Origin of the sequence: Sutcliffiella halmapala, assembly GCF_050107295.1 — a bacterium.
Classification (GTDB): domain Bacteria; phylum Bacillota; class Bacilli; order Bacillales; family Bacillaceae_I; genus Sutcliffiella_A; species Sutcliffiella_A halmapala_A.
The window spans coordinates 163,337-190,156 of sequence record NZ_JBNIKR010000007.1; the positions used below are offsets into that span (position 1 = coordinate 163,337).

General features: G+C 41.6%; 29 protein-coding genes. 20 read left to right on the forward strand and 9 right to left on the reverse strand.

Annotation, left to right across the window (positions count from 1 at the left end; genetic code table 11):
• Positions 1-2: 2 nt before the first annotated feature.
• Complete coding sequence (locus ACQCT5_RS13380) at positions 3-272, forward strand: UPF0223 family protein (protein WP_499642523.1); 270 nt, start codon at positions 3-5, stop codon at positions 270-272.
• 226 nt (positions 273-498) lie between these two features.
• Here the strand turns inward: ACQCT5_RS13380 and ACQCT5_RS13385 are convergent, their stop codons facing one another.
• The gene (locus ACQCT5_RS13385) at positions 499-1,146 is read right to left on the reverse strand and encodes a YktB family protein (RefSeq protein ID WP_499642524.1); all 648 of its coding nucleotides are present in this window, start codon (positions 1,144-1,146) and stop codon (positions 499-501) included.
• 257 nt (positions 1,147-1,403) lie between these two features.
• Between ACQCT5_RS13385 and ACQCT5_RS13390 the strand changes: the two genes are divergently transcribed.
• Positions 1,404-1,592: a YkzI domain-containing protein gene (locus ACQCT5_RS13390; protein WP_499642525.1), complete on the forward strand. Its 189-nt coding sequence runs from the start codon at positions 1,404-1,406 to the stop codon at positions 1,590-1,592.
• Between the two features lie 146 nt (positions 1,593-1,738).
• Positions 1,739-2,545, forward strand: coding sequence for an inositol monophosphatase family protein (locus tag ACQCT5_RS13395; RefSeq protein ID WP_499642526.1), 807 nt, complete (start codon positions 1,739-1,741; stop codon positions 2,543-2,545).
• A 392-nt stretch (positions 2,546-2,937) separates the two neighbouring features.
• Here ACQCT5_RS13395 and ACQCT5_RS13400 read toward each other — a convergent pair whose 3' ends face one another.
• Positions 2,938-3,120, reverse strand: coding sequence for a YlaF family protein (locus tag ACQCT5_RS13400; protein WP_499642527.1), 183 nt, complete (start codon positions 3,118-3,120; stop codon positions 2,938-2,940).
• A 128-nt stretch (positions 3,121-3,248) separates the two neighbouring features.
• Between ACQCT5_RS13400 and typA the strand changes: the two genes are divergently transcribed.
• The 3 genes from typA (at position 3,249) to ACQCT5_RS13415 (ending at position 5,797) form a co-directional block, all read left to right on the forward strand.
• Positions 3,249-5,084 carry a translational GTPase TypA gene (gene typA, locus ACQCT5_RS13405; protein ID WP_499642528.1) on the forward strand — a complete coding sequence of 612 codons (1,836 nt, stop codon included), beginning with the start codon at positions 3,249-3,251 and terminating at the stop codon, positions 5,082-5,084.
• Positions 5,085-5,174: 90 nt separating this feature from the next.
• Complete coding sequence (locus ACQCT5_RS13410; RefSeq protein WP_204418516.1) at positions 5,175-5,498, forward strand: YlaH-like family protein; 324 nt, start codon at positions 5,175-5,177, stop codon at positions 5,496-5,498.
• A gap of 14 nt (positions 5,499-5,512) precedes the next feature.
• The gene (locus tag ACQCT5_RS13415; RefSeq protein WP_499642529.1) at positions 5,513-5,797 is read left to right on the forward strand and encodes a hypothetical protein; all 285 of its coding nucleotides are present in this window, start codon (positions 5,513-5,515) and stop codon (positions 5,795-5,797) included.
• Between the two features lie 44 nt (positions 5,798-5,841).
• On the opposite strand, the gene ACQCT5_RS13420 is transcribed toward ACQCT5_RS13415, so the two are convergent.
• Positions 5,842-6,276, reverse strand: coding sequence for a hypothetical protein (locus ACQCT5_RS13420; protein WP_499642530.1), 435 nt, complete (start codon positions 6,274-6,276; stop codon positions 5,842-5,844).
• Positions 6,277-6,279: 3 nt separating this feature from the next.
• A complete protein-coding gene (locus tag ACQCT5_RS13425) occupies positions 6,280-6,480 on the reverse strand; it encodes a YlaI family protein (protein ID WP_204418513.1) in 201 nt (66 codons plus the stop codon).
• 159 nt (positions 6,481-6,639) lie between these two features.
• Between ACQCT5_RS13425 and ACQCT5_RS13430 the strand changes: the two genes are divergently transcribed.
• Entirely contained in the window at positions 6,640-7,098 is a 459-nt protein-coding gene (locus ACQCT5_RS13430; RefSeq protein WP_499642531.1) for a pyridoxamine 5'-phosphate oxidase family protein, read from the forward strand.
• Positions 7,099-7,155: 57 nt separating this feature from the next.
• Here ACQCT5_RS13430 and ACQCT5_RS13435 read toward each other — a convergent pair whose 3' ends face one another.
• Entirely contained in the window at positions 7,156-7,785 is a 630-nt protein-coding gene (locus tag ACQCT5_RS13435; RefSeq protein ID WP_499642532.1) for a YhcN/YlaJ family sporulation lipoprotein, read from the reverse strand.
• Positions 7,786-8,021: 236 nt separating this feature from the next.
• Here ACQCT5_RS13435 and ACQCT5_RS13440 point away from each other — a divergent pair, with 236 nt between their 5' ends.
• A complete protein-coding gene (locus ACQCT5_RS13440) occupies positions 8,022-9,350 on the forward strand; it encodes a PhoH family protein (RefSeq protein WP_499642533.1) in 1,329 nt (442 codons plus the stop codon).
• Positions 9,351-9,419: 69 nt separating this feature from the next.
• Here ACQCT5_RS13440 and ACQCT5_RS13445 read toward each other — a convergent pair whose 3' ends face one another.
• Entirely contained in the window at positions 9,420-9,920 is a 501-nt protein-coding gene (locus ACQCT5_RS13445; RefSeq protein WP_499642534.1) for a peptidyl-prolyl cis-trans isomerase, read from the reverse strand.
• A 205-nt stretch (positions 9,921-10,125) separates the two neighbouring features.
• Between ACQCT5_RS13445 and ACQCT5_RS13450 the strand changes: the two genes are divergently transcribed.
• A complete protein-coding gene (locus ACQCT5_RS13450) occupies positions 10,126-10,407 on the forward strand; it encodes an Fpa/YlaN family protein (RefSeq protein WP_204418508.1) in 282 nt (93 codons plus the stop codon).
• Between the two features lie 200 nt (positions 10,408-10,607).
• Positions 10,608-14,051, forward strand: a complete 3,444-nt coding sequence (gene pyc / locus ACQCT5_RS13455) for a pyruvate carboxylase (protein ID WP_499642535.1) — start codon at positions 10,608-10,610, stop codon at positions 14,049-14,051.
• Between the two features lie 313 nt (positions 14,052-14,364).
• On the opposite strand, the gene ACQCT5_RS13460 is transcribed toward pyc, so the two are convergent.
• On the reverse strand, positions 14,365-15,282 hold the full coding sequence (locus tag ACQCT5_RS13460; protein WP_499642536.1) for a COX15/CtaA family protein: 918 nt from the start codon (positions 15,280-15,282) through the stop codon (positions 14,365-14,367).
• Positions 15,283-15,783: 501 nt separating this feature from the next.
• On the opposite strand from ACQCT5_RS13460, the gene cyoE reads away from it, so the two are divergent.
• The 7 genes from cyoE (at position 15,784) to ACQCT5_RS13495 (ending at position 22,794) form a co-directional block, all read left to right on the forward strand.
• A complete protein-coding gene (cyoE, locus tag ACQCT5_RS13465) occupies positions 15,784-16,719 on the forward strand; it encodes a heme o synthase (RefSeq protein ID WP_499642537.1) in 936 nt (311 codons plus the stop codon).
• A gap of 404 nt (positions 16,720-17,123) precedes the next feature.
• Positions 17,124-18,173, forward strand: a complete 1,050-nt coding sequence (gene coxB / locus ACQCT5_RS13470; protein WP_499642538.1) for a cytochrome c oxidase subunit II — start codon at positions 17,124-17,126, stop codon at positions 18,171-18,173.
• A gap of 25 nt (positions 18,174-18,198) precedes the next feature.
• Entirely contained in the window at positions 18,199-20,070 is a 1,872-nt protein-coding gene (ctaD, locus tag ACQCT5_RS13475; protein ID WP_499642539.1) for a cytochrome c oxidase subunit I, read from the forward strand.
• Complete coding sequence (ctaE, locus tag ACQCT5_RS13480) at positions 20,070-20,687, forward strand: cytochrome c oxidase subunit III (protein WP_499642540.1); 618 nt, start codon at positions 20,070-20,072, stop codon at positions 20,685-20,687. The genes ctaD and ctaE overlap by 1 nt, the downstream gene beginning before the upstream one ends.
• A gap of 6 nt (positions 20,688-20,693) precedes the next feature.
• On the forward strand, positions 20,694-21,023 hold the full coding sequence (gene ctaF / locus ACQCT5_RS13485; protein WP_204418502.1) for a cytochrome c oxidase subunit IVB: 330 nt from the start codon (positions 20,694-20,696) through the stop codon (positions 21,021-21,023).
• Between the two features lie 240 nt (positions 21,024-21,263).
• On the forward strand, positions 21,264-22,172 hold the full coding sequence (gene ctaG / locus ACQCT5_RS13490) for a cytochrome c oxidase assembly factor CtaG (protein WP_499642541.1): 909 nt from the start codon (positions 21,264-21,266) through the stop codon (positions 22,170-22,172).
• Between the two features lie 154 nt (positions 22,173-22,326).
• On the forward strand, positions 22,327-22,794 hold the full coding sequence (locus tag ACQCT5_RS13495) for a DUF420 domain-containing protein (RefSeq protein ID WP_499642542.1): 468 nt from the start codon (positions 22,327-22,329) through the stop codon (positions 22,792-22,794).
• Between the two features lie 71 nt (positions 22,795-22,865).
• On the opposite strand, the gene ytvI is transcribed toward ACQCT5_RS13495, so the two are convergent.
• Positions 22,866-23,924, reverse strand: coding sequence for a sporulation integral membrane protein YtvI (gene ytvI / locus ACQCT5_RS13500; RefSeq protein WP_499642543.1), 1,059 nt, complete (start codon positions 23,922-23,924; stop codon positions 22,866-22,868).
• 214 nt (positions 23,925-24,138) lie between these two features.
• Here ytvI and ACQCT5_RS13505 point away from each other — a divergent pair, with 214 nt between their 5' ends.
• A complete protein-coding gene (locus tag ACQCT5_RS13505) occupies positions 24,139-24,477 on the forward strand; it encodes an Asp23/Gls24 family envelope stress response protein (protein WP_499642544.1) in 339 nt (112 codons plus the stop codon).
• Positions 24,478-24,532: 55 nt separating this feature from the next.
• Here the strand turns inward: ACQCT5_RS13505 and ACQCT5_RS13510 are convergent, their stop codons facing one another.
• Complete coding sequence (locus ACQCT5_RS13510) at positions 24,533-24,889, reverse strand: YugN family protein (RefSeq protein WP_499642545.1); 357 nt, start codon at positions 24,887-24,889, stop codon at positions 24,533-24,535.
• 230 nt (positions 24,890-25,119) lie between these two features.
• Here ACQCT5_RS13510 and ACQCT5_RS13515 point away from each other — a divergent pair, with 230 nt between their 5' ends.
• On the forward strand, positions 25,120-25,533 hold the full coding sequence (locus ACQCT5_RS13515; RefSeq protein ID WP_499642546.1) for a CBS domain-containing protein: 414 nt from the start codon (positions 25,120-25,122) through the stop codon (positions 25,531-25,533).
• Between the two features lie 208 nt (positions 25,534-25,741).
• Positions 25,742-26,818: a CAP domain-containing protein gene (locus ACQCT5_RS13520; protein WP_499642636.1), complete on the forward strand. Its 1,077-nt coding sequence runs from the start codon at positions 25,742-25,744 to the stop codon at positions 26,816-26,818.
• Positions 26,819-26,820: the final 2 nt, after the last annotated feature.

The window sequence follows — 26,820 nt, forward strand, 5'->3', positions numbered from 1 at the left end:
GTATGGACTTTTCTTATCCCATTTCCTATGACTGGACTACAGATGAAATAGTGGATGTGATTGCTTTTTACGAAGCGGTGGAGCAGGCTTATGCCAAGGGAATTGAGCGGGATCAACTGATGTGCGTGTATCGTCGTTTCAAGGAAATAGTTCCTGGAAAAGCACAGGAGAGAAATCTTGCCAATGAATATGAAGAGTTGAGCGGTTTCTCTGCCTATCAGACGATCAAAAAAGCAAAAAGCCTAGAATCGGGAGATAAAGTGAAAATGTAAAAAACAAGAATCGGAAATAATCCGATTCTTGTTTTTTTAGGCTCTTTTCGTAAAGTTTGTTGCTCTTGTCCGTAAAAAATCGGCTTTTGAATTTTTTACAGCGATAAGAACAAAAAATCCAAATAGGAAAAAATGCTAACAAACCGGAAAAGAGCACGAAAGTAAAGGAAGTTGCGTGTGTATGTTGCATACGTCAAAAACAGCAATATATGCGAAAAGCCATTTTTTAGGATACAGCTGTTTTCTTTGTCAGATTATAAAGAGGTCGCAACGTTTGGAATGCCTCTTCTATCCTTGCAATCATTTCGTCGCCTGAGAGTGTGACCGCTTCTTCTCTAGGGATTTGAATGCCGCATAAGATTTCCGCTTTTTTTACATTCATTAATCGTAGGAAAAGTTCCTTGTGCTCGTCCTCTGACATATCACTTTGACGGATAACTTCCGGTTTTGTATGATCTTTGGACCAAACATAATCGGAGGGAATCGATTCACGAATCTGTTTTATATCCTCAAGTAGCTTCTGCCCGTATGCTTCCTTGATCGGCGCCTCGTAGATCACTGCAAACCAGACAAAAAGGTGCGTTTCCCAAAGTCCGATCTGAAAATGAGGGAGCATTTTATACCCCCGATTGCTGTTTGCGAATGCAACCCAGGAGTCCTTGGGAGGGTTGATTGTGCGTCTTGCATGCTTGGCAATGTGAAATTGCATTTCATCGCCTGTCATGGCCGTCAATGAAGGGGCAAAATGCTCTCCAAGATGCTGGAATTTCGGTTGGATCTTTTCTTGAAGAGCAGCCATTCGCTCCTCCAGACCATTAATTTTGAAGACATTAAAATCTGCTTTTTTAAAGCCGTTAAATTTTCTTGATGCCACTTTTATCACTCCATAAATATGTATTCCACTCAAAAAGATGAACAAGATGATTTTTCTTTTCAGGTGCCGCGCATACTGGATATTCTAGCATAGCCGCATGTCTTTTCAAAAAGATTGAGCTTCGTCCAGGATGGCTTTTTTCTTTCTGGGTTATTGCACATTTTAGTTACCAACTTTTAATCCCTTCATATGATATATCAACCATAAAAGTTGAGAGTATCTTGAAACCATGAACATCACTAGAGGGAGGGATTGTAATGAAGCAGGTTGTGAAGCCTTGGAAAAAGAAGAAGGAAGAAAATCAGATGGTAGTGCTGAAGCTTGAAATTGATTATGAATTGGTAACTTTGTTTGATGCGATGACGGAAAATAATACCGACATGATCAATAGCAGCAAAGTCAAATTAGAGAAATTGCGTAAGGAACTGTTGAGTTTAGAGGTTTAGTAGCAATTGCTACCTAACGAACCTGTAAGAGGTTCGTTTTTCTCTGTGCCGCATTACTTGATTTTAAAAGCCCATTTCAGTAAGCTAAAAAGAACAATTGCATAAGATAAGAAGGAATACATAGTTGTGGAAGGGCAGGAGTCGTCATGAACTGGTCACAAATTGATGAGAATGCAAAGAGATGGACAAGAGAGGCCGGGGAAAGGATACGCGCTTCCTTTAATGAAAAGCTGATGATACATACCAAAACGTCTCCGGATGATCTTGTCACGAATATCGATCGGGAAACAGAGCAATTTTTTATTGAAAAAATAAGAAGCACCTATCCGGAACATCAAATACTCGGTGAAGAGGGCTTTGGTGATAAGATAGATAAACTCGACGGAACCGTCTGGATCATTGATCCTATAGATGGAACGATGAACTTTGTACACCAGCAGAGAAATTTCGCGATTTCTGTTGCAGTGTATCATGATGGTGTCGGTAGGATTGGGTTGATCTATGATGTTGTGCATGATGAGCTTTACCATGCAAAAGCCGGTGAGGGTGCTTACCTTGATGATGTGAAATTGCCTAAGCTTGAAGAGGTGGCGGTGGAGCAGGCAGTAATCGGACTGAATGCAACGTGGATTACTGAAAATAAAAGAATCGATCCTTCCATATTGGCCCCTCTTGTCCGAAGAGTGCGAGGAACACGCTCATATGGATCTGCTGCACTGGAAATGGCCTATGTAACGACAGGACGTATTGATGCGTATATTACGCTCCGCTTATCACCTTGGGATTTTGCTGCCGGGCTTATTCTGGTTAATGAAGTTGGCGGGAAAGTGACGACCTTATATGGGGAAGAGCTGAACCTCCTCGGTCAGAACAGTGTCTTTGTCTGCAAGCCTGGCCTGCATGAAGCCATCAGCAAAGAGTATTTGTCGAAACTTGAGAAAAAGTCAAAGTAGCATGGTAAAAGAGGCTGGGACAAAAGTGTTTTAGTCTAAAAAAACCCGAACTAATTTGAATTTTAAAATCAAATTAGTTCGGGTCTTTTTTTGAAGTATTCGATTAGTTTTAGGTTACACCAGCGGTTGATTGGAGTGCAAGACGAAGCCTCCTACGGGAGAAGTGGCCAAAGTGAGACCCCGCAGGCGAAGCCGAGGAGGCTCACGGGTCACCCGCGGAAAGCGAAGTCTTGCACGGAAATCAATAGCGGTATTTAGAGCCGGTAACTATATTGTTCGTCTTTTATGAGCAATTTTTAGTTTTGTCCCAGCTTCTTCTTCAGCTAAAAAATAAGAAAATTTCGGCCAAAAGGCAAAATAGAAAATCATCCCTAAAACAGCAAAAACTCATTTTAGTGGTCATTTTCCTTCATGCTGCGTTTCTTTTTGAATCCGAAACCCATTATTATAAATAATAAAATAATTGCAAATACTATACCTGTTAAGCTTCTTTCTGCTATTGCTATACCAATCAACCCCATGGAGGAAGCCGCTAAACAAGCGAAAAGTACGAAGATCCATTGAATGTTTTTCATGATTTAACCTCCTTTTTGATAACGCATTCAACACTTAACACATATTTTACAGAAGTCTCTTCGTCTTTTCTACTATGTTTGTGGTATAATACTAAAGTTATCAAGTTGTAAATTAGGGAGATGAAATAGTGAACATCCGCAATGATATTAGAAACATCGCAATTATTGCTCACGTTGACCATGGTAAAACAACGTTAGTAGACAAATTGCTACACCAAGCTGGTACGTTCAGAACGAACGAGCAGGTAGCAGAACGTGCCATGGACTCAAACGATCTAGAAAGAGAACGTGGGATTACCATATTGGCAAAAAATACGGCAATTAACTATAAAGATACACGCATTAACATCATGGACACACCAGGACATGCCGACTTTGGTGGAGAAGTGGAACGTATCATGAAAATGGTAGACGGTGTACTTTTAGTGGTTGATGCTTATGAAGGCTGTATGCCTCAGACGCGCTTCGTATTGAAGAAGGCGTTAGAGCAGAACTTGACACCAATTGTTGTAGTCAACAAAATCGACCGTGATTTTGCCCGACCTACTGAAGTAGTGGACGAAGTAATCGATTTGTTCATCGAGCTTGATGCAACAGAAGAGCAATTGGAATTCCCGGTAGTTTATGCTTCTGCCATCAATGGTACTGCAAGCACAAACCCGGAAAAGCAAGATGAGAACATGGAAGCAATTTATGAGTCCATCATCGAGCATATCCCAGCTCCAATCGACAACAGTGAAGAGCCGCTTCAATTCCAGGTTGCCCTTCTTGACTACAACGACTATGTTGGACGTATCGGGGTTGGCCGTATTTTCCGCGGTACAATGAAGGTTGGACAACAGGTTGCATTGATGAAGCTTGACGGTTCTGTGAAGCAATTCCGTGTATCAAAGCTGTTCGGTTTCATCGGTCTTAAGCGTGTCGAAATCGAAGAAGCAAAAGCCGGAGATCTTGTTGCCGTTTCCGGAATGGAAGATATCAACGTCGGGGAAACAGTATGCCCGGTTGACCATCAGGAAGCTCTACCGGTACTTCGTATCGATGAGCCGACATTACAAATGACTTTCCTTGTAAACAACAGTCCGTTTGCAGGTAAAGAAGGTAAATTTGTCACTTCCCGTAAAATCGAAGAGCGTCTGGAAGCGCAATTGGAAACGGACGTAAGTCTACGTGTAGATCCAACTGATTCCCCTGATGCATGGGTTGTATCAGGACGTGGAGAGCTTCATTTGTCCATCCTGATTGAAAACATGCGCCGTGAAGGTTTCGAGCTTCAAGTATCCAAGCCTGAAGTAATCATCAAAAACGTTGATGGCAAGAAATCAGAGCCGGTAGAGCGCGTTCAAATCGATGTTCCAGAGGATTACACTGGAGCCGTTATGGAATCCATTGGTGCCCGTAAAGGTGAAATGGTTGACATGATCAATAACGGTAATGGTCAAGTTCGCCTTATTTTCATGGTTCCTTCCCGTGGATTAATCGGTTATACAACCGAATTCCTTTCCTTGACTCGTGGATATGGTATCATCAACCACACATTTGACAGCTACCAGCCAATGGCTGCAGGTCAAGTTGGTGGACGCCGCCAGGGTGTACTTGTTTCCATGGAAGCAGGAAAAGCATCAACTTACGGCATCATGGGTATTGAAGACCGCGGTGTTATCTTCGTGGAGCCAGGTACGGAAGTTTACGAAGGAATGATCGTGGGAGAGCATAACCGTGAAAATGACCTTGTAGTAAATGTATGTAAAATGAAGCAGGCTACTAACGTTCGTTCTGCAACAAAAGACCAGACTGTTAGTATGAAAAAGCCTCGCCTTATGACGCTTGAGGAATCTTTGGAATACTTGAACGATGATGAGTACTGTGAAATCACTCCTCAGTCCATTCGTTTACGCAAGAAGATTTTAGACAAGAACGAGCGTGAAAGAACAGCAAAGAAAAAGAAATACGCAGAAGCATAATTTGCAAATGAATAGGGGAAGCGAGGATGGACTAACAGGTCTATCTTTGCTCCCCTTTTTCTAAATTTATGAAGGGAAGGTGAGAAGCCAGTGAGTGAAGAAAAAGTACCAGAATATCTTTCTTTCTTTGCCAGCCTCTACAACGTGGTTGAAAACCCTGTATTAGGTATGTGGTTGCTATACCTAACTATTTTGGCACTATCCATATTAGTGTACAAGCTAGGATTTGCTTTAAAGCTGCCAATCTTAAAGTCTGCTATTATTTATCTTTTCCTGGCACTGGGTGGGACCGTACTAACATTTTTAGGTATCTTCCTGCCGGTTGCAGAAGGGTTGGTTGTTGCAGCTTTGATTCTGATTATCTATAAAATACGTTTGCGCCGTCATAAGCAAGAAGAAGGCACAGAATCATAAAGGGAGGTCTCGTGATGAGGTCCTTGCAAGATACGCTTTATAATTGGCTGACTATCAAAGTGGTCGCTGCAGCCCGGCCGGATGATAAATCTGCACAGGATACGATGAAATTGTTCGAATCGATACTGACTGAGGACCATAAGTTAACGGAGATATCGGTAACGAAGGAAGACCCGATGTACTATGTATCGTACATAAAGGATGGGGAAGCCCAGAAAAACCGCTTTCCGATTGAATTGATCGATGTCATGCTCGAGCAGATCAAGAATGAACCGGAAAAATATCATAATTATGAGTAAATGAAAAAGAGGATCACTCACTAGTGCAAAGCACACCATCTGAGTCATCCTCTTTGTTTTTGTCTAGGCAAATAAAAGATAGGGATTAAAATTGCGAAAAGTATATGACCGATTGTCCATAAGGAAAAACTGATAAGGTCGTCCACAGGGGGAGTATCCTTTTTTGCAAGAATGGTCAATGGAAAGTAAAGGAATACGGTGGGCAAAGTTAAAAGGAAAGACCAAAAATAAGGGCTGGTTTTTGAGTTTGCCTTTCTTTCCATCAACCAGGCAAAAATAATCCCAATAAAGACGGCTATTAGAACATGTAACAAAAATTCCACAATCTCCGGTAAATTCCGGCTGCCGATAAAAGGGATGAAATCAACATTCAGTAATAAGATATAGATTTTCTTGGAGAAAATGGCCTCCAAGCCTTTCATCGCAAGCCCCATGATCGAACCGCTAATAAAACCTGTAAGTGCCCCTCTCACTATCATCCATTACCACTCATCCTGATTCTGCTTCTGTTCATAAAGACGGAAGTTACCAGTGGCAATTCTTTCGTTTGTTCTTTTTTCGATTCTTGCGCTGCAATCATCACACATATAGGTGTGGATAGGTCTGTTTCGAAGTCTTTTAGCTATCAGGGATTCATCATTTATACTTTCAATTTTATCGCAAATTACACACTTGACTCTCATGGTCCACCTCATCTACTCCAACATTACGTATAGTATAGCATAAAGGAGAGGGAACAGAATAACAAAAGAAGGCCCGTTTAAATTCATATAATAGTATCACGCCCCAAAGAACGGTTGTGGTATGATAATAGAAAATCCAAATTGAAGGGGGTAATATGTATGCCAAATCTGGTGGAATCTACACTTGTCGAATCGCTGTTGTCAGCTTTACAGGAAGAGCAGCTTGTTTCCATTAGCACAGTGGATTTTGAAACAGGTGGTCCAAATGTCAGCGCTTTGTCCTGGATCTATGCCAGTGACGAGACAACCATCAATCTTGCAGTCACCGCCAAGAGCCGGATTGTCCAGAATATCGAAAACAATAACCATGTTGTGGTTACGTTGTATGCCAATGAATCAGTCTATTCCATCCATACCACAGCAAATGTTCAAGAAAAAGAGGCAAATGAGCTCCCTCTAAAGCTTGCACTCATCACCCTGAAAATAAAAGAGGTGCGTGACGTGATGTTCTATGGTGCTAAAATATGCGTTGAACCTCGTTTCGAGAAAACATATGACAAGGAAGCAGCAAAAAAACTTGATCAGCAAGTAATGGAACTCCTCAGGAATTTAAGTTGAACACATGAAGAAAGTGCCGAACACACATGGGGAAGATTGTGGTTCTGGCACTTTTTTTTAATCCTGTTCTACCTTTTTATTTCGGTCTTCATCCTTTTGGTTATTGGACTGTTCCTGCTGTTTTTCTTCTAATTCTCTTTCCTGGCCTTTTGGAAGTTGGGAATTGTTCTGCTCTGTCGGATTCGGAGCAGTAGGTTCTTTCAGATCAATCGGAATCTCAGGCATGACACGTCCCACTATTTCGGCAAGCTCCTCCAGGATACCAGCAAGTGGCCTCCCGCGCTGAATGTCCCTCCCCATTTCTTCTAGGCGGACAAAGGAGTCTGCATCTGCAATAATTACAGCTGTTGCACCATAAGGATCGTTTTTCAGACTTTCTGCCACAGAGTATTTGATGGTGCTTACTCTTGCACGATCCAGATCAGAATTGACATCTATACCAACCACAGCATATGGTCCCAATACTACGGCAGTTGCATCATTGACATTCGGTACGCGTGTAGCCAATTCAACAAGATGAGCGGAAACTTCTTGTCCCGTTTTTCTATCCACGTGTATATCAGCAGAGTCTTTGACATGGATAATCTGTGATTTATCATCTTCTTCCCGGGATATATTTCGTGGCTGATTATTACAGCCTGAAACAGCCAGTATTACTATAAATAACACAAATAGTCGTTTTTTCATTCTACTCACTCCTTTAACGTACTTTGACCAATTTTTCATGTCGCTTGATTTTATTGTTTATTTGTTCTTCTATCTTTATTCATTTTGACATATATTTTATCAACGGTCCGTCCCTTAATATGGTCAAGCAAAAGGACTCGCAATACAGTGGGGCCATAAATTCTGAAGGTGATGGATGCCTTGATTCACTCCCGAAAGAAAATAAGAATATAGAGCCAGGAGTAGGAGGCGGCAGGTTGAATAAAATTTATGTCTTAGATACAAATGTATTGTTACAGGATCCATATTCCATCTATTCTTTTTCTGATAATGAAGTGGTCATTCCAGCAGTGGTCTTGGAGGAAGTGGATTCGAAAAAACGATATATGGATGAAATAGGAAGAAACGCAAGACAAGTGTCAAAAATTATCGATTCATTAAGGGAAACAGGCAAGCTGCACGAAAAAATCCCTCTGCACAATGGAGGCGCCCTGCGGATTGAATTAAATCACCGGAGCTTCCACCAGCTCCAGGAAATTTTTGTGGAAAAAACGAATGATAATCGGATACTTGCAGTAGCCAAAAACCTTTCATTGGAAGAGCAGACAAAAGAGGAAGGAAGAGCTGTGATCCTAGTCAGCAAAGACGCACTTGTTAGGGTAAAAGCAGATGCAATCGGCCTTACTTCCGAGGATTTCCTCAATGATCGAGTGGTGGAAGTGGATCACATTTATAAAGGGTTTTTGGAGGTCTATGTTGCGACAGATAAAATGAACCTCTTTTATGAAAAGGGGGAAATGAATGTATCGGAGCTTGCAAATCATCCCTTTTACGCAAACCAGTTTATCATTATGAAAGATGCTTTGGGAGGGTCTGCATCAGCGCTGGGTCTTGTTGATTCCACGGGAAAAAAGGTAAAGAAGCTGGTGTTTGAACAGGATCACATCTGGGGAATCAGACCAAGAAATGTACAACAGACAATGGCATTTGAAATGCTACTACGGGCTGACATTCCGCTTGTTACCCTGACTGGAAAAGCTGGCACCGGAAAAACGCTCTTGGCATTGGCTGCAGGTCTCCTGCAGACGGAAGACTTAAATCGCTATAAAAAACTGTTGGTTGCAAGGCCCATTGTACCCGTTGGCAAAGATATCGGATTTCTACCAGGCGAAAAACAGGAAAAACTCAGGCCATGGATGCAGCCTATTTTTGATAATCTGGAGTATCTGTTCAATACAAAGAAACCAGGTGAACTGGATGCCATATTGGCAGGTATGGGGTCTATTGAAGTGGAGGCTTTGACCTATATAAGAGGAAGAAGCATTCCTGAACAATTTATCATCATTGATGAAGCCCAGAACCTTACAAAGCATGAGGTGAAAACGATACTTACGAGGGTAGGGGAACGAAGTAAAATAGTCCTGATGGGAGATCCTGAACAAATCGACCACCCGTATCTTGATGAATATAATAATGGTCTGACATATGTAGTGGAACGATTTAAGGATCAAAAGCTGGCAGGTCATATCAAGCTAATCAAAGGGGAGAGGTCCATGCTGGCAAAATTGGCAGCAGATCTCCTATAGAGCTGAAATATTATGCTGCAAAAGCAAGGGTCTGAGATGTTTCCTCTCAGACCCAATAGCGGCGCAGGTTCACTTTACGATTATTCTATTTACACTCTTTAAAGGAGTAAGCTGGTTGGATCCGTCTCCAAAGTAAACATGGACAGGTCCATCCTCTTTTAAGGGTTTGCCCTTGTTGGAAAAACCAAAGATAATATCCTGTGCTTGGTCGAGGGCAACTTCCACTTCTTGTCCGCCACTGACAAAGACGATAGAGGAAGCATCCTCATGCGGCTCAGCATTTTGCAGGAATGGAGCGAATTTAATGCCGAACGAGCCTGTCAACAACTGCTCTTTTTTAAATCTTCGCTCTGTTTTTAATGTTGGTGGCTGGATGGCACCCTCGCTTATTTCTCGTTCCCACTGTTTTGATGCAGCCTTCGTGTAGGCCTCCAGTTCGTCAAGTTCATCCTGCTTTTGTTCTGAGAAATATGTATCCAAATCCAAACGGCGGTCGTCAAAAATCCACACTCCAGGATCTAATGTTATGGAGAATTGCACCTTTCCTTCAATTCTGATGATTGATTCCATGTTGTCCCCCTTGAAATTGTAGTCTTTTCATCATTATAATGCTTAGAATAATTTTTGTCATGTCCATAGAAGCCCTGACCAAATTGACTCTTCCTTTATTCACCCGAGGAATCCAATCTTTTCACACGAAGCTTGCAATTTTTCCAGAATAACGATAATATTTATAGATAAGATAGGTATTTGTTCGTAAACGGAGGGATCGATATTGGCATCAGATATCGTGGTCGATCATCGTGATAAAGCTATTTCGCTTTTAAAGGCTGATTCAGATAAAATTTTGAAATTGATTCAAGTACAAATGGATAATTTGACTATGCCTCAATGTCCACTTTACGAAGAGGTCCTGGATACCCAAATGTTTGGATTGTCCAGGGAAATGGACTTCGCTGTTCGCTTAGGGCTGATTTCCGAAAAGGAAGGCAAAGACATCCTTTCCAAACTCGAGAGGGAATTGTCTGCTTTACATGAAGCCTGGGAGAAAAATTGAATGAATAGAACGCTCAATCTACAAACAAAATTGTTGATTGAGCGTTTTTATTAATCAAAAAAGATAAGCAAATATTTACATTTTTCCAAATCCGATGTGAAAAGAAGGAAAAATTTAAATACATAAGGTATAATTGCAAGTATAATTGAATAAAAATTCTAAACTTTTCTGGAGAGAAGTAGCTACTAGGGGGAGACAAAATGACGAAAAAAATCCAAAAGATACTTGTTGCCAACCGCGGCGAGATTGCAATTCGTGTTTTTCGAGCTTGTACAGAATTAAATATTCGAACGGTTGCTATTTACTCAAATGAAGATATTGGGTCCTTTCACCGATATAAAGCGGATGAAGCCTATTTAGTGGGAGAAGGGAAGAAGCCGATCGATGCCTATCTGGATATTGAGGGCATCATTGAAATAGCGAAAGTCAATGATGTGGATGCCATTCATCCAGGGTATGGGTTCTTATCGGAAAACATTCATTTTGCTAGAAAATGTGAAGAAGAGGGCATCATTTTTATTGGCCCAACCTCCAAGCATCTCGATATGTTCGGAGACAAAGTAAAAGCTCGCAGCCAAGCACAGCTGGCAAACATTCCGGTTATTCCCGGAACGGACGGGCCGGTCCATTCGCTCGATGAGGTCATGGATTTTGCCGCAACTTATGGCTACCCGCTGATGATCAAGGCCGCTTTAGGTGGCGGTGGACGCGGAATGCGTATTGTCCGTAGCAAATCAGAACTGAAAGAGGCTTTTGAACGTGCAAAATCGGAGGCAAAAGCTGCATTTGGCAACGATGATGTATACATAGAAAAGCTGATAGAGAACCCGAAGCATATTGAAGTGCAGATTTTGGGGGACCAGCATGGAGAAATCATTCACTTATTCGAACGTGACTGCTCCATTCAACGCCGTCATCAAAAGGTAGTCGAGATCGCTCCAAGTGTCTCCATCCCGGATGAGTTGCGTGACCGTATCTGCAATGCTGCAGTGGAACTGATGAAGAATGTGGATTATATTAATGCCGGGACAGTGGAGTTCCTTGTGGCAGGAGATGAATACTACTTTATTGAAGTAAACCCGCGCGTGCAGGTCGAGCATACCATTACAGAGATGGTGACCGGCATCGATATTGTTCAATCACAAATCATGATTGCAGAAGGACATGCCCTGCATGGAAGCAGGCTTGGTATCCCGAAACAAGAAGATATTCGCGTTCATGGTTTTGCCATTCAATCCCGCGTAACAACCGAGGATCCGTTAAATGGCTTCATGCCTGATACAGGAAAGATTATGGCATACCGATCAGGTGGAGGATTTGGTGTCCGATTGGATGCGGGTAACGGATATCAGGGGGCAGTGATAACCCCTTACTACGATTCCTTGCTCGTAAAGCTTTCCACTTGGGCATTGACCTTTGAGCAGGCAGCTAACAAGATGGAGCGGAATTTAAAGGAGTTTCGTATTCGTGGAATTAAAACGAATATTCCTTTTCTGGAAAATGTTGTGCGTCATCCGAAATTTATGAATGGTGAATATGATACATCATTCATAGATACGACACCTGAATTGTTCGTGTTTCCAAAGCGAAAAGACCGCGGAACGAAAATGCTTAGCTATATCGGGAACGTTACCGTTAATGGATTCCCGGGAGTGGAAAAGCGAAAGAAACCAATCTTCCCAAATCCTAGAATGCCGCAAATGAAAGGCATGGAGACGGTTCCAAGCGGCACAAAGCAGATTTTGGATGAACGAGGTGCAGACGGACTTGTCAAATGGATCGGTGAACAAAACGAAGTGCTCTTAACTGACACAACCTTCCGTGATGCGCATCAGTCTCTGCTTGCTACTCGCTTGCGTACACACGATATCAAGCAGATTGCAGAACCGACCGCAAAACTCTTGCCTAACCTCTTTTCGATGGAAATGTGGGGGGGAGCTACCTTTGATGTTGCCTATCGCTTCTTAAGCGAAGATCCTTGGGACCGTCTTTTGACCCTGCGTGAGAAGGCACCTAACGTGCTTTTCCAAATGCTGTTGCGGGCTTCCAATGCAGTAGGCTACAAAAACTATCCGGATAACCTGATAAAAGAATTTGTGGAAAAATCAGCTTATGCCGGGGTGGATGTGTTCCGGATCTTTGATAGCTTGAATTGGGTCAAAGGGATGACTTTAGCTATTGATGCAGTCAGGGATAGCGGTAAAATCGCAGAGGCTGCCATCTGTTACACAGGCGATATCAATGATCCTGTCAGAACGAAATATGACTTGAGCTATTACTGCAACCTTGCTAGGGAATTGGAAGCAAGCGGTGCTCATATTCTGGCTATAAAAGATATGGCAGGGCTTCTGAAACCGCAGGCTGCCTACCGACTTATTTCCACACTCAAGGAAACGATTGATATTCCGATTCACCTTCATACCCATGATACAAGCGGGAATGGAATATATATGTACGCAAAAGCAATTGAAGCCGGTGTTGATATTGTCGATGTGGCTATCAGCTCGATGGCAGGATTGACCTCACAGCCAAGCGCAAACTCTTTGTATTACGCCTTGGAGGAAACGGAGCGCAAACCTGACGTGTCTGTGAAAGCGTTGGAGCAACTATCTCATTATTGGGAGGATGTCCGAAGATATTACAGCGATTTTGAAAGCGGCATGATGAGTCCTCACTCTGAAGTATATATGCATGAAATGCCTGGAGGCCAATACAGTAATCTTCAACAGCAAGCGAAAGCCGTGGGGCTTGGTGCGCGCTGGGAAGAAGTAAAAGAGATGTACCGCCGGGTAAATGATATGTTCGGGGATATCGTCAAGGTAACACCTTCTTCCAAAGTGGTGGGGGATATGGCCTTGTTTATGGTTCAAAACAATCTTACAGAAGAAGATGTAATAGAAAAAGGAGAATCCATTGATTTCCCTGATTCCGTCATCGAACTTTTTGAAGGCTACCTGGGGCAACCGCATGGCGGATTCCCGAGAGAGCTGCAGAAGGTTATTCTGAAAGGCAAATCACCGATTACAGTCAGACCTGGTGAATTATTGGACGATGTGGACTTTGATGAAATCCGCCAGAAATTGTTTGATACACTTAACCGTCAGGTGACAAGCCATGAGATGATTGCTTATGCGCTATATCCGAAAGTATTTCTCGATTACCAGAAGAAGCAGGAGGAATACGGTAATGTTTCTGTGATTGATACTCCAACCTTCTTCTTTGGAATGAGGCTTGGAGAAGAGATTCAAGTGGAAATTGAACAAGGGAAAACATTGATGGTGAAGCTTGTTTCAATTGGACAACCTCAAAAGGACGGAACGAGAGTGGTCTACTTTGAATTGAATGGACAGCCTCGTGAAGTGAATATCAAGGACGAAAGCGTGAAGTCGGCTGTTGTGACCAAACCGAAAATGGATGGCAGTAATCCGACTCATATTGGAGCAACCATGCCGGGGACCGTTATTAAGGTGCTTGTTGAAAAAGGGGAGAAGGTCTCCAAGGGTGACCACCTTATGATCACGGAAGCCATGAAAATGGAAACCACCGTTCAGGCTCCTTTCAGCGGCACTGTCAAGGAAATCCATGCAAACGCCGGTGAAGGCATTGCCACAGGCGACTTATTAATAGAAGTGGAACAAATCTAACCCGCTGCGAATAGTAAAAAGCCCCAAAAATAAACTTTTGGGGCTTTTTTATGTTTAAGTAACCAGGATCTAAAAAAGATCAAAGCTATGTTAATGTATATTGAGATTTATAAGAATCTAGCTGTTGATTGGAGCAATAGGCGAAGACTCCTGCGTGAGGAAGCGATTAGTGGAGACCCCACAGGCGAAGCCGAGGAGGCTCCACAATCCCCCCGCGGAAAGCGCAGCCTATTGCGGAAATCAATAGCGGTGTTTTATAGGTGTAAGGCTAAATGAAAAAGAGCGAGGGATCTGCTAGTTGATCCGCTCGCTTTTATTGTTGTTTTTGCATATTCACTTTATTTCTTGTCACTAGCATCAGTAGATAGCTAAGTACCCCAAAGAGACAGGAAATGATCAGGGCATGTAAAAGTGAAACAAAAATATTCAATTTAGTAAATACGACTAATGCACCTGTAGTAGCCTGCATCAAAACTAGTACTGCACAAACCATCCAACCTTTATATATGACTGGTTGATGCTTGTACTTCCTGAAGGCGAGTAGTGCTACATACAAGATCCAGACTACGATGAGTCCGGCAGCAGCCCGGTGCCCCATTTGAATCCATTCATGCATTTGTGTAGGGAGGCCAAGTCCATTACGGGTACATGTCGGCCATGTAGGGCATGCTAAGCTTGCACCGACGTGCCGGACCAAAGCGCCAGAATAGACAACCATATAACAATAGGTGATGATTCCAATGATGTGAATGGACATACGGCGGTCAATAATCAATGTTTCTGCATCAAAACGCTTGTCCGCTTCAAAGATTAGTAACGTCAAAAGAAAGACAGATGCAAACGATACTAGTGAAATTCCGAAATGTAGCGCTAATACAGCTGATGACTGTCCCCAAATTACGGCAGCTGCCCCGATAAGAGCCTGTAGCATGAGAACGGCAAATGAAAGCAAAGCAAGGAACTTCGTTTCTCTTTTATGACCGATTACCCTCCAGGCCCAAATTGAAAGGACCAATACCACAATGGCAGCCAGGCCTGAAACAATACGATGGCTCAGCTCGACAACCAGTGCAAAATCGATATTGCTAGGTATTAATTCGCCGTGGCATAGTGGCCATGATCTTCCGCAACCCATGCCTGATCCGGTTTTTGTGACTAGTGCTCCCCCAATAAGTACAAAAAGCATGATAATAGAAGTACAAACGGCGAACCATTTCAATAATCTATACAACAGATTCACCTTCTAACAAAGAATTTATTTCTCCCATATATATTAAAACAAGTAGAAATGGTAAAATAGTAAACGTCCTCCCAATACTACACAATGTAACGGGAATTGACAATATCCAACCTATAGCTACAAAAGCAGATTTATTATCGTGAAAAAGGTTGAATAATGGTGAGGAGTTTGCTAGAAATATATATGGGACATGTTGAAATGATAGCTGTCCAATCGACAATATGGTCAACAAACCCTATTATATACTGATTTAGAGAGTGTAGGTAATATTCTGTGTAGGTGACACAAATTAGTCATATTTTCTTCAAATATAATTCACAATGTTTTAGGCAAATATGATTTAATATACAGAGAGAATGTTACTTAACATCCTTGTGTTTTCGTGTGTTTTACACTATCTCAAAGTTCCTTAGTGGAAACGGATTCAATCCTGAATGTACGGGATATAATGTGTTTATCATGTATGCACCAAGGTTCAAAGGAGGAATACAAATGGCAAAATTGAGGACTTTGGATCAAGCATCTGCTTCTTTGTCAGGTGACCGTCCTCAAGATAAAGAAGTGAATTCTGTTTGGAAGGACTTCTTAGCGCTTATTAAAATAGGAATTGTCAATTCTAATTTTATCACTACTTTTACTGGGCTTTGGTTAGCATTATTTTTTACCCAAAAAAGTTTTATAGCCAATATAGATGTTGTTCTACTCACAATCATCGGTTCTTCACTGGTTGTAGCCGGTTCTTGCAGTCTTAATAACTATATAGATCGCGATATCGATCATCTGATGAAGAGAACCAAAAACCGTCCTACTGTAACAGGTCGAATGAATCCAGTAGGTGCACTTTATCTTGGTCTGGCTTTAACAGTAATCGGAACTATCCTTTTAGCCCTGACAACATATACTGCAGCCATTATTGGTTTGATAGGAGCCTTCACTTATGTGGTCCTCTATTCTATGTGGTCCAAAAGAAGGAATACTCTAAATACAGTGATCGGTAGTATCTCTGGTGCAGTGCCACCGCTAATTGGCTGGGCAGCAGTGGATCCGGGCCTATCATTGATTGCTTGGATGCTGTTTTTCATCATGTTCCTTTGGCAGATTCCACATTTCCTGGCAATCGCGATTCGTCGCTGTGAAGAATATCGGAGTGCCGGTATCCCGATGCTCCCGGTCGTACATGGATTCAACATAACCAGACGACAAATGCTCGTATGGGTGGCATGTCTATTGCCAATGCCATTCTATATGTTTGACCTGGGGCTTGCTTTTGTCATATTGGCAACCCTACTGAATCTGGGCTGGCTTGCATTAAGCCTTGCAGGATTTAGAATGAAGGATGAAATGAAGTGGGCGACATTGATGTTCGTCTATTCCCTGAATTATCTTACTATCCTTTTTGTTTCCATGATTATTGTAACCATTTTTTAAAACAAGACAGTATGAGTCCAGCTCTATAAAACAATGACTGTCTTTTTTAAACGGAAACTTGAAAGATGAAGGGTGAAAGAGTGCAAGCTGTGGTATAGTAACAACTAGAGGCAAAATTTTCATCAAATGAAGAAAGAGTGTGTGTTGGACCTCGACACCATAAGTCATTTTCCGGCAGATGTTGTTGTTAACCTCTGTCGGAAAATGCCTTATGCTTGTCGAGGCTACATAAAAGCGAAGAGAACTGCCTGCAGCTACCGAGCATCGTTCGTTTAGGCTCTCACATTGCAAACAGCACTTCTCGCTTTCCAAATTATGATTTAATTCTTTCTCTTCGATTGGAAGGAATTTATCAATACATTCTACTTCACTTACTAAATATGAAAGAGGGGTTTGATTAAGCTATGAAGAAATGGCTACCAAATTGGCGAATTCTATCGCTTTTTAGTGTAATGACGCTATTCTTAGCAGGCTGTGGTAAACCATTCTTATCTGCACTTCAGCCGGTTGGTGAGGTAGCAGATATGCAAAAATCACTGATCTTGTTAAGTTCAGCAATTATGATTCTTGTAGTAGTGGTTGTTTCCATTATCTTCGTTTACGTTGTAGTTAAGTTCCGTCAACGTGATGGAGAAGAAGAGCGCATTCCTAAACAAGTAGAAGGAAGCCACAAATTAGAAATTACCTGGACTGTTATTCCGATTTTACTATTATTGATCCTAGCAGTTCCAACTGTTTCCTACACATTCCAATTGGCTGATGTGAAGGAAATGGAGAAAGAAGAGACTGACGCACTTGTTGTTAATGTTACTGCACATTTGTACTGGTGGGAGTTTGAATATCCTAACCAAGAGGTTGTAACAAGTCAGGACCTATACGTACCAACAGATGAGAAGGTTTACTTCAACCTTAAAGCAAGCGATGTAAAGCACTCTTTCTGGATTCCTTCTGCTGGTGGGAAAATGGATACGAATACAGATAATGAAAACAAATTCTGGCTGGAGTTCGACTCCAAGCGAGTCGGTCAGGCACCTGAAGAATTTTTCTTTGGAAAATGTGCCGAGCTTTGCGGACCTTCACATGCATTGATGGACTTCAAAGTAAAAACACTTCCACGCGACGAGTTCGATCAATGGATTGAAAACATGAAAAATGCTGAGCCAACTGCAGAAACTGAACTTGCGCAAGCAGGGGAAGAAATCTTCGAACAAAGCTGTATCACCTGTCACGCGGTTTCTGCTGATCAAAAGGGTGTTGCACCTAACTTGACTAACTTCGGCAGCAGGGAAATGGTTGCTGGTCATGAAGCGAACACTCCGGAAAACCTGGCTGATTGGCTGGAAGATCCAGAGACCTTCAAACCAGGAAACAAAATGACTGGTGCTTACGACGAACTTAACCCAAATGAAATTGAAGCACTTGTAGAATATTTATCAGGACTAAAAGTAGAATAGATTTTCACGAAAAGGAGGTTACATTGTGAGTACGTTAGCACAGAAAAAGGGATTTGGCGCAACTCTATGGGATTACCTGACAACGGTTGACCATAAGAAAATTGCCATCCTTTACTTAATTGCCGGCGGATTCTTCTTTGTCGTCGGTGGGATTGAAGCGATGCTTATCCGTATCCAACTGGCAGTGCCGGATAGCGGCTTCATTGCAGCTGGATTATATAATGAAATACTTACAATGCATGGTACAACCATGATATTCCTGGCAGCGATGCCATTATTGTTTGCATTTATGAACGCTGCTGTCCCGTTGCAGATCGGTGCACGTGACGTAGCATTCCCATTCATCAATGCACTCGGATTCTGGTTGTTCCTATTTGGTGGAATCTTCCTTAACCTTAGCTGGTTCCTAGGAGGAGCACCTGATGCAGGTTGGACGTCATATGCGTCTCTTTCACTTGCATCACCTGGTCATGGCATTGACTTTTATGCACTTGGTCTTCAAATCTCAGGTATCGGTACGTTAATTGGTGGTATCAACTTCCTTGTTACCATTATCAATATGCGTGCACCTGGTATGACTTATATGCGTATGCCACTTTTCACATGGTCTACGTTTGTAGCATCTGCACTTATTCTTTTCGCTTTCCCTCCATTAACGGTTGGATTGGCACTTATGATGTTAGACCGTTTATTCGGATCGGCATTCTTTGACCCAGCATTGGGTGGTAACACGGTTATCTGGGAGCATTTATTCTGGATTTTCGGACATCCTGAGGTATACATCCTTGTATTACCTGCTTTCGGTATTTTCTCGGATGTATTCTCTACATTCTCTAAAAAACGTCTATTCGGTTACTCATCCATGGTATTTGCTACCGTTCTAATCGGTTTCCTAGGATTCATGGTTTGGGCTCACCATATGTTTACAACAGGTCTTGGACCGATCGCTAATGCGATTTTCGCAGTAGCAACAATGGCGATTGCCGTACCAACAGGTATCAAAATCTTCAACTGGATGTTCACAATGTGGGGCGGACAGTTGAAAATCAATACTGCAATGCTTTGGTCTGTAGCCTTCATCCCTACGTTCGTACTTGGTGGGGTAACAGGAGTCATGCTAGCATCAGCAGCTGCTGACTATCAGTATCATGACTCCTACTTTGTAGTAGCTCACTTCCACTATGTAATTGTTGGGGGAGTAGTATTTGGTCTTTTCGCTGGTCTACACTACTGGTGGCCGAAAATGTTTGGTAAGATTTTGGATGAAAAATTAGGAAAGATCACTTTCTGGTTGTTCTTCTTTGGTTTCCATCTAACATTCTTCATCCAGCATTTCCTTGGACTGATGGGTATGCCTCGTCGTGTATTCACTTTCAAAGCGGATCAAGGTTGGGATCTTTCCAACTTGATCAGTTCAATCGGAGCTGCTTTCATGGCTATAGCTACGATTGTATTAGTAATTAACATTGTTAAGACAGCATTAAGCAAGCAGACAGTCGCTGGCGATGCTTGGGGTTATGGACGTACTTTGGAATGGTCCATCCCATCACCACCGCCTGAATATAACTTCAAGCAAACTCCACTTGTTCGTGGATTGGATCCACTATGGGTTGAGAAAATGGAAGGCAAGAAGGGTATGACACCAGCCGAGCCTGTTGGTGATATCCATATGCCTAATGGTTCCATTCTTCCATTCATCATTTCTTTCGGTCTATTTGTAGCCGCATTTGGTGTAATGTACAGATTGGATTACGCATGGGGATTACCTGTGATGATTCTTGGATTGGTAATTACATTCGGCGCAATGTTCTTCCGTTCAGTCATCGACGATCATGGGTATCATATTCATAAGGAAGATCTATTGGCTGAAGATGATGACAAGGGGGCGAAGTTATAATGCATACAGAAGAAAAATTAACTGCAGAAACTTTTCCGGCATCGCCTGAAAAAGCGACCCTTGAAGGTAAAAACAAATTTTTAGGCTTCTGGCTCTTCCTTGGGGGAGAAACAGTTCTATTTGCATCTTTGTTTGCAACATATCTTGCATTGAATGATTCAACTGCTGGCGGTAAAACAACCAAGGAACTATTTGACTTACCACTAGTATTTGCGGCAACCATGATTCTTTTAACAAGTTCTTTAACAAGTGTGTACGCTATGTATCACATGAAGAACTTCAATTTCAAGAAAATGCAATTGTGGATGGGGATTACTTGGTTACTTGGATTAGCGTTCCTAATCCTTGAAATTTACGAATTCAACCACTACATTCATTTGGGACACACATTTACTAGCAGTGCATTCGGTTCCGCGTTCTATACATTAGTTGGTACTCACGGTGCCCACGTATTCTTTGGTCTTTTATGGATCGGTACTTTATTGATCCGTAACATGAAGCGTGGTCTTGACCTGTACAATGCTCCAAAGTTCTATGTAGCTTCTTTATACTGGCACTTTATCGACGTTGTATGGTTGTTCATCTTTACTGTAGTATACTTAATGGGAATGGTGTGATGACATATGGCAAATCAAACTAATACTGGAAATCCAAAAGTAGATTTAGCATATCGTCGTAAAAAGAGCAAGGAAGAAATGAAATACCAAGTAGTATCATTTGTATTGATGATCTTCCTTACGCTTCTTGCATTTCTGGCAGTAGGAGCGGAAATGTCTAAATTGTTCATTGTACCGGTAATCATATTAATGGCAGTGGTACAATGTATTTTCCAACTATACTATTTCATGCATATGAACCATAAAGGTCATGAAGTGCCTTCATTGTTCCTATTCTCTGGATTAGCAGTTGGATTGATCACAATCTTAGCGTTTACGACAATTATTTGGTGGTAATAAATAAAAGCGGAGACCGGTCAACTGGTTCTCCGCTTTTTTGTATGGTTCCTTGAATACCCTGTTGATTTCCGTTCCAGGCATTTGTTACCTCAACCATATGTCAGATTCATGACAATTGCTTGGACATACTTCTCCACGCTTCCCCCTCACATTGAAGGGGACAGGGGGCTGTAGTATAATGGTCGTATGGATATAAGTGTCCTTGGTGGCACTATTAAAATTGAGGTGACTTCTTTCATGTTAGGCAACTTGGATATGTTTGGCTTTCAGGCACTCTGGAGCCCGTTTTTACTTGTCACGACGATTGCAATCATTGCTTTGTATATTTATATAACAGGAAGCGGACGGAAGCATTTTAAGGATTCAGAAGCAATTACGAATAAGCAAAGATCCTTTTTCATTGTCAGCTTAATCATGTTTTATCTTGTCAAAGGGTCACCTGTCGATCTATTGAGCCACTTGATGTTAAGCGCTCATATGACGCAGATGGCAGTACTTTACCTTGTGCTCCCACCGCTTTTGTTGATGGGTACGCCGGCATGGCTTCTGCGAAAAGCAATCAATCTGCCAGTAGTTAAGCCTGTTTTCAGGTTTTTCTCCAAGCCTTTGATTGCATTGATCGTATTTAATGCCATTTTCTCGATCTATCACATTCCAGTTATTTTTGACATTGTGAAAGTGGATATGACTTTGCATACGACTTACACCGCAGTGATGTTTTTGGCTGCTTTCATCATGTGGTGGCCGCTTGTAAATCCTCTTCCAGAAGAACAGAGACTTTCAGGTATTCTGAAAATCGGCTACATCATGGGAGATGGGATACTGTTGACACCCGCATGTGCATTGATCATTTTCGCAGATCAACCGCTTTATGCGACTTATTCGGAATTGACTGCATGGCTGGCAGCACTTGAGCTCTGTGTACCTGCTGGAACATTGGCGGGCTTGGATCTGGGTGGACCGGAGCTCTTCAATGCTCTTCCGCTTGTAGAAGATCAGAAGCTTGGCGGAGTTATAATGAAAATCATTCAAGAAATCATGTACGGAAGCATTTTGGCTTATGTATTCTTCCAATGGGCTCGCCGTGAAAGAGAAAAAGAAGAGATGGAATTATCACAATCGATGAATCCAAAAGTAGTGGAGTAGCAACAGCTTCGACAGCAACCATGCAACGTTGCTGTTTTTTATTGAGGTCAGTGAATTTTACAATATCATGAACGCTCTACATTCATATTGCAAGATTTATGGGAGTTCACTTAAAATAGTCTTGAGTAGAGCATAAGTGTGAGAGGAGAAACACATGGATTATTCAATTCCTATCCTACCAACCATCAGTACTTTTTTTATTGTACTAAGTGCTATTTTTGTCGGTATCGGTTGGTATTTAATCAGTAAAAGAAAGATTGAGGCACACAAGAGAACCATGCTGCTTGCAGCTGTATTTGCGATCATCTTTTTCATTATTTATGCCTCAAGAACGATATTTGTCGGTAATACCAGCTTTGGCGGACCGGATAATATTAAGATTTACTATACATTGTTCCTGCTGTTCCACATAACATTGGCTACGATAGGAGCAGTAATGGGTATCATCACATTATGGACAGGATATAAAAACAACCTATCCAAGCATAGAAAGCTTGGACCAATCACAAGTATTATCTGGTTTTCTACGGGTATTACAGGAGTGGCGGTCTACCTGCTTCTTTATGTGATTTATCAGGGTGGAGAAACGACATCTGTCTTTAAAGCCATTTTGGGATTATAATTTCATCACCTCCACGATTAACAATAAACATGAAAAAAGGTGTTCGGGTTAAATTCCGAGCACCTTTTTTATCATATTTTAAAATTAGTCTTGATGATCCCGGCTTCACGAGCGGAATTAAATGCAATCAGGATCAGAGGCCCTACAATGAAACCCAGGATCCCGAGAAGCTTCAGGCCTAAATACATCGCAATCAATGTGGCAAGTGGGGACAAGCCTATATGTGTTCCCATTACTTTCGGCTCCACCGTTCTTCTTATGATAAGAAGAACAATTGCAAGAACTGTAAGTTGAGTGCCAAGACTGATATCACCTGTTATCAGATGGAATAGTGCCCAAGGGCCAAGGATGACAATAGAGCCGATAATCGGGATGAAGTCAATCAGCCAGATGATCAGGGACATGATTAAAGCCGTTTCCGGTGCAATGATCCATAGTCCGACCAGTGAAACGAAAAAAATGATGACACTGACCAAAAACTGGGCTTTAAAGAAGCCAAATACAACATAGGATAGTCTAGAGGTCATAAATTTGACCTTATTGGCAGTCGACTCTTTTAAATGTGAATAGAATCCTATCTTTAATCGCGGCATATCCATGAGGAAGAGGAAAAGGGCGATTAGATAAACGAGAAAACTGACTAGATAATTAGGAATATCCGTAAAGAGGCTACTGATATTTTGGATATTCAAGAAATCCGTCAAAAATATTCTAAGATCATACAGAAAAGATTCCACCTGGTCACTTATTGCATCCACTACTTCAGGTGGCAGGTCTTCAGAGGCATTATGAAGATCTACTTGAAAATCTCGCCAAACTTTATTCACTTCATTTATGTAGGATGGAGCATTTTCCACAAGATTGATTGCTTCTGTAATGACTTTTGTTGTAATAAAATAGCCAACTGCACCAATGGAAGCCATAAAGAGAAGAAATACAATCATCACGGAAAGGTTTCTTTTCAAGTTAACGCGGTGCTGCAGTAGTTTCACAATTGGTTCTAAAAAGAAGGAGGTTACAAGCGCTAATATGATCGGTACGGAGACCGGTAAAATGAAATAACCTACCACACAGATTGCGGCAATGATAATAACAATTAATAACGTTTTTTTCGAAAACAAAGAGGACAATGGATGACTCCTTTCTAAACACATACTTCTCTAATATAGATTATAGTATGGATTTTACTGAAATAATAGTATGTAGAAAAATAAATATGCATAGTAAGTCAAAATATCATAATCATTGCAGTCTTAAGGGAAATAAAAAGCTATCCACAATAGCAGTACATTTCCTATACCACAATCATGATTTGGTGTGAAGACAAAATATTAGGAGGCTTTTATGGAAATCAATAAAGTGCAGATTGAGATAAGTACGTTACTGCTCCAAACGATCACTTCCATATGTGTTTCTGACATTGATGGCATCAAACAGATTGCGCCACGGCTACTCGGCAAGGTATATTCCTTCTTGCAGCAAGAACAGAAGCAAGCGGCCATTATTCATTTGGAAAAAGAGAATTTGGTTACGATAGATGTATTTATTGCAGTAGCTTTTAACACAAGCATCCCAGATGTATGCATTAGATTACAGCAGCATATCAAGAATGAGATAGAGGTAATGACAGGTTATCAGGTAAAATCGGTCCGTGTTTTTGTAGGGGAGGTCTTTAGAAACTAAAAGAAGGTGGAATGCCCGTGCCAAGCACGAACAAACTCACCCTCTGTCCCGAAAATTATTTCATTTGATCCATTCTTTCTTTTGATTGAACCAGTAGAGACTTGGATGTCTCTACAACATTTGCGGGAAAAGTTTCTCCTTCTCCGTATTCCACGCCATGAGGATAGTAATGCTTACCTAAAAGAGGAGTCATCAGTTTGACCATTGCATGAGATCCACCAACATCTCCTTCAACAGCAAAGCCTTGGACACGCAAGTAATATACGTCACCTTTATTTTCGAATTTACGATCAAATGTAACGCGCTCGTAATCCCATTGTCCAGCAAGTACGAACCCTAAGTCTTCCATAATATCCGTTAAACGGGATAATTCCACTACTTCATTTTCAATTCCAGTGTTTTCAATTCTCATGTATGTACACTCCCTTTCGATCCTTACAAAAAAAGTACGCTCCTTGTTAATAATAGTACGAATAAGGATAACTTTCAATAAAGGAATAGTCGAACTCGCCTTTTCGTCGCACTTTTTTAGAAAAAGTCATGATTTTGTAGAAAATGGTCAAACTATCTACGAGGGAGGAGGTTACATTCCTCCTCTACTATGTATCCTATCCAATTTATTAGAAAATTAGAGGTGACACGATGAAAACAGTTCGAGAAGTAATGACGACGAATGTAGATGTATGCACACCATTAGACAATGTATATGAAGTTGCATTGAAAATGAAGGATTTGAATGTGGGGGCAATCCCTATTGTGGAAAATAATCAGCTTGTAGGAATGATAACAGACCGAGACCTTGTAGTCAGAGGAATTGCTGAAAAGCATGCAGGTTCCAATCCTGTCACCAATGTGATGAGTGATCACCTGGTAACCATAACACCAGAAGCATCTGTAGAAGAAGCCGCCCATCTGATGGCCCAGCATCAAGTCAGAAGGCTTCCTGTAGTTGAGCATGGACAATTGATTGGAATATTGGCTCTAGGAGATCTTGCTGTAAATCAAATGTCAGATGACAGTGCTGGAGATGCTTTAAGCGAAATTTCGGAAAGATAATAGGTAGACTGCAGTTATCATAAAAAGCTGCAGTCTTTTATTTTGTCCTTCCACTCCCAAATCTTTTATAATGAAGTAAATATGGAAAAATGCGTATTCATTCATCAGAAGTTGGGTATAAAAATGATAAAGATTAAAACTCTACCATTTTGTGTACATATTTAGAATGTAAAGGAAGTCTATCAAATATATTAATAGAAAAGGAGGGATCGACCGGAAAATGAGAGGACTATTTATATTATTGTTTGTTGCTTTCTGCCTTTACCTCTTTGTTAATGTAGAGCCCGCTCAGCTGGAAGAACTGTTGGGCAAACAGCCTCAAACAGAACAGGTTGAATTGGGTGATTCCAAAAATGAGGAAGAGCAGGCAGTGATACAGTCTAAAATCCAATCATCCGACACAGTGGAAGGAATAGCATCATTTATAGGAAAAACCGAAAAGGAACTATTGCACACTTACGGCGAACCGGTTAGAAAAGATCTTTCCGCCTATGACTATGAATGGTATATCTATCATATTTATCCGGAAGAATATGTTCAATTCGGAGTGGAAAACGGGAAAGTGGTAACTGCTTTCAGCACAGGGGCAAAGAGTGAAAACAGTCCTTTCCAAATTGGTCAAGCATATGATTCCCTTGACGAGGAATGGTCCTTTGCGGATTCAGTCACTGTTTTATACGAAGAGGGATCATATCGTTTCGAAATGAAAGAAGAGGAGCTACAGACTCGTCCCTTAGTCCTGTTGGGCGATGTATATGTACAATTATACTTTGACAGCTTTGATAAAAAGCTCTCGAGTATACGGTATTTGAATGCCGAGACTCTTATCAAGCAGCGGCCGTATGAGCTGGTTTACAGAGGGCCATTGCTCGACCCAAAGGAGCTGAACAGTGAAGAATGGAAAGCGGTGGAAGCAGGGGCAGAACAACAGATCATCGATTTTACCAATATGATCAGGCACCGATTTGAGCTTGCTCCTGTAGAGTGGCATGACGAAACTGCAAATGTTGCATTTCTGCACAGTAAGGATATGAAAGACGCCGATTATTTTTCCCATACGTCTCCTACTTCCGGAAGTCTCTCTGACAGGTTGACAACCGGTAATGTCCCATTTCAATACGCAGGGGAAAATATTGCGGCACAGTATGTAGATGGAATAGCTGCCGTCGAGGGCTGGCTCAATAGTGAAGGACACCGAAAAACCTTGCTCAATGAACGTTTTACCCATTTGGGGGTAGGGGTGAATGAAAAATATTATACCCAGAATTTCATTGAAACATGGTAAAC

Coding starts and splice junctions, on each gene's coding strand:
- ACQCT5_RS13380 (WP_499642523.1), top strand. CDS start 3: ATGGACTTTTCTTATCCCATTTCCTATGACTGGACTACAGATGAAATA.
- ACQCT5_RS13390 (WP_499642525.1), top strand. CDS start 1,404: ATGAAGCAGGTTGTGAAGCCTTGGAAAAAGAAGAAGGAAGAAAATCAG.
- ACQCT5_RS13395 (WP_499642526.1), top strand. CDS start 1,739: ATGAACTGGTCACAAATTGATGAGAATGCAAAGAGATGGACAAGAGAG.
- ACQCT5_RS13400 (WP_499642527.1), bottom strand. CDS start 3,120: ATGAAAAACATTCAATGGATCTTCGTACTTTTCGCTTGTTTAGCGGCT.
- ACQCT5_RS13415 (WP_499642529.1), top strand. CDS start 5,513: ATGAGGTCCTTGCAAGATACGCTTTATAATTGGCTGACTATCAAAGTG.
- ACQCT5_RS13420 (WP_499642530.1), bottom strand. CDS start 6,276: ATGATAGTGAGAGGGGCACTTACAGGTTTTATTAGCGGTTCGATCATG.
- ACQCT5_RS13425 (WP_204418513.1), bottom strand. CDS start 6,480: ATGAGAGTCAAGTGTGTAATTTGCGATAAAATTGAAAGTATAAATGAT.
- ACQCT5_RS13430 (WP_499642531.1), top strand. CDS start 6,640: ATGCCAAATCTGGTGGAATCTACACTTGTCGAATCGCTGTTGTCAGCT.
- ACQCT5_RS13435 (WP_499642532.1), bottom strand. CDS start 7,785: ATGAAAAAACGACTATTTGTGTTATTTATAGTAATACTGGCTGTTTCA.
- ACQCT5_RS13445 (WP_499642534.1), bottom strand. CDS start 9,920: ATGGAATCAATCATCAGAATTGAAGGAAAGGTGCAATTCTCCATAACA.
- pyc (WP_499642535.1), top strand. CDS start 10,608: ATGACGAAAAAAATCCAAAAGATACTTGTTGCCAACCGCGGCGAGATT.
- cyoE (WP_499642537.1), top strand. CDS start 15,784: ATGGCAAAATTGAGGACTTTGGATCAAGCATCTGCTTCTTTGTCAGGT.
- coxB (WP_499642538.1), top strand. CDS start 17,124: ATGAAGAAATGGCTACCAAATTGGCGAATTCTATCGCTTTTTAGTGTA.
- ctaE (WP_499642540.1), top strand. CDS start 20,070: ATGCATACAGAAGAAAAATTAACTGCAGAAACTTTTCCGGCATCGCCT.
- ctaF (WP_204418502.1), top strand. CDS start 20,694: ATGGCAAATCAAACTAATACTGGAAATCCAAAAGTAGATTTAGCATAT.
- ctaG (WP_499642541.1), top strand. CDS start 21,264: ATGTTAGGCAACTTGGATATGTTTGGCTTTCAGGCACTCTGGAGCCCG.
- ACQCT5_RS13495 (WP_499642542.1), top strand. CDS start 22,327: ATGGATTATTCAATTCCTATCCTACCAACCATCAGTACTTTTTTTATT.
- ACQCT5_RS13505 (WP_499642544.1), top strand. CDS start 24,139: ATGGAAATCAATAAAGTGCAGATTGAGATAAGTACGTTACTGCTCCAA.
- ACQCT5_RS13510 (WP_499642545.1), bottom strand. CDS start 24,889: ATGAGAATTGAAAACACTGGAATTGAAAATGAAGTAGTGGAATTATCC.
- ACQCT5_RS13515 (WP_499642546.1), top strand. CDS start 25,120: ATGAAAACAGTTCGAGAAGTAATGACGACGAATGTAGATGTATGCACA.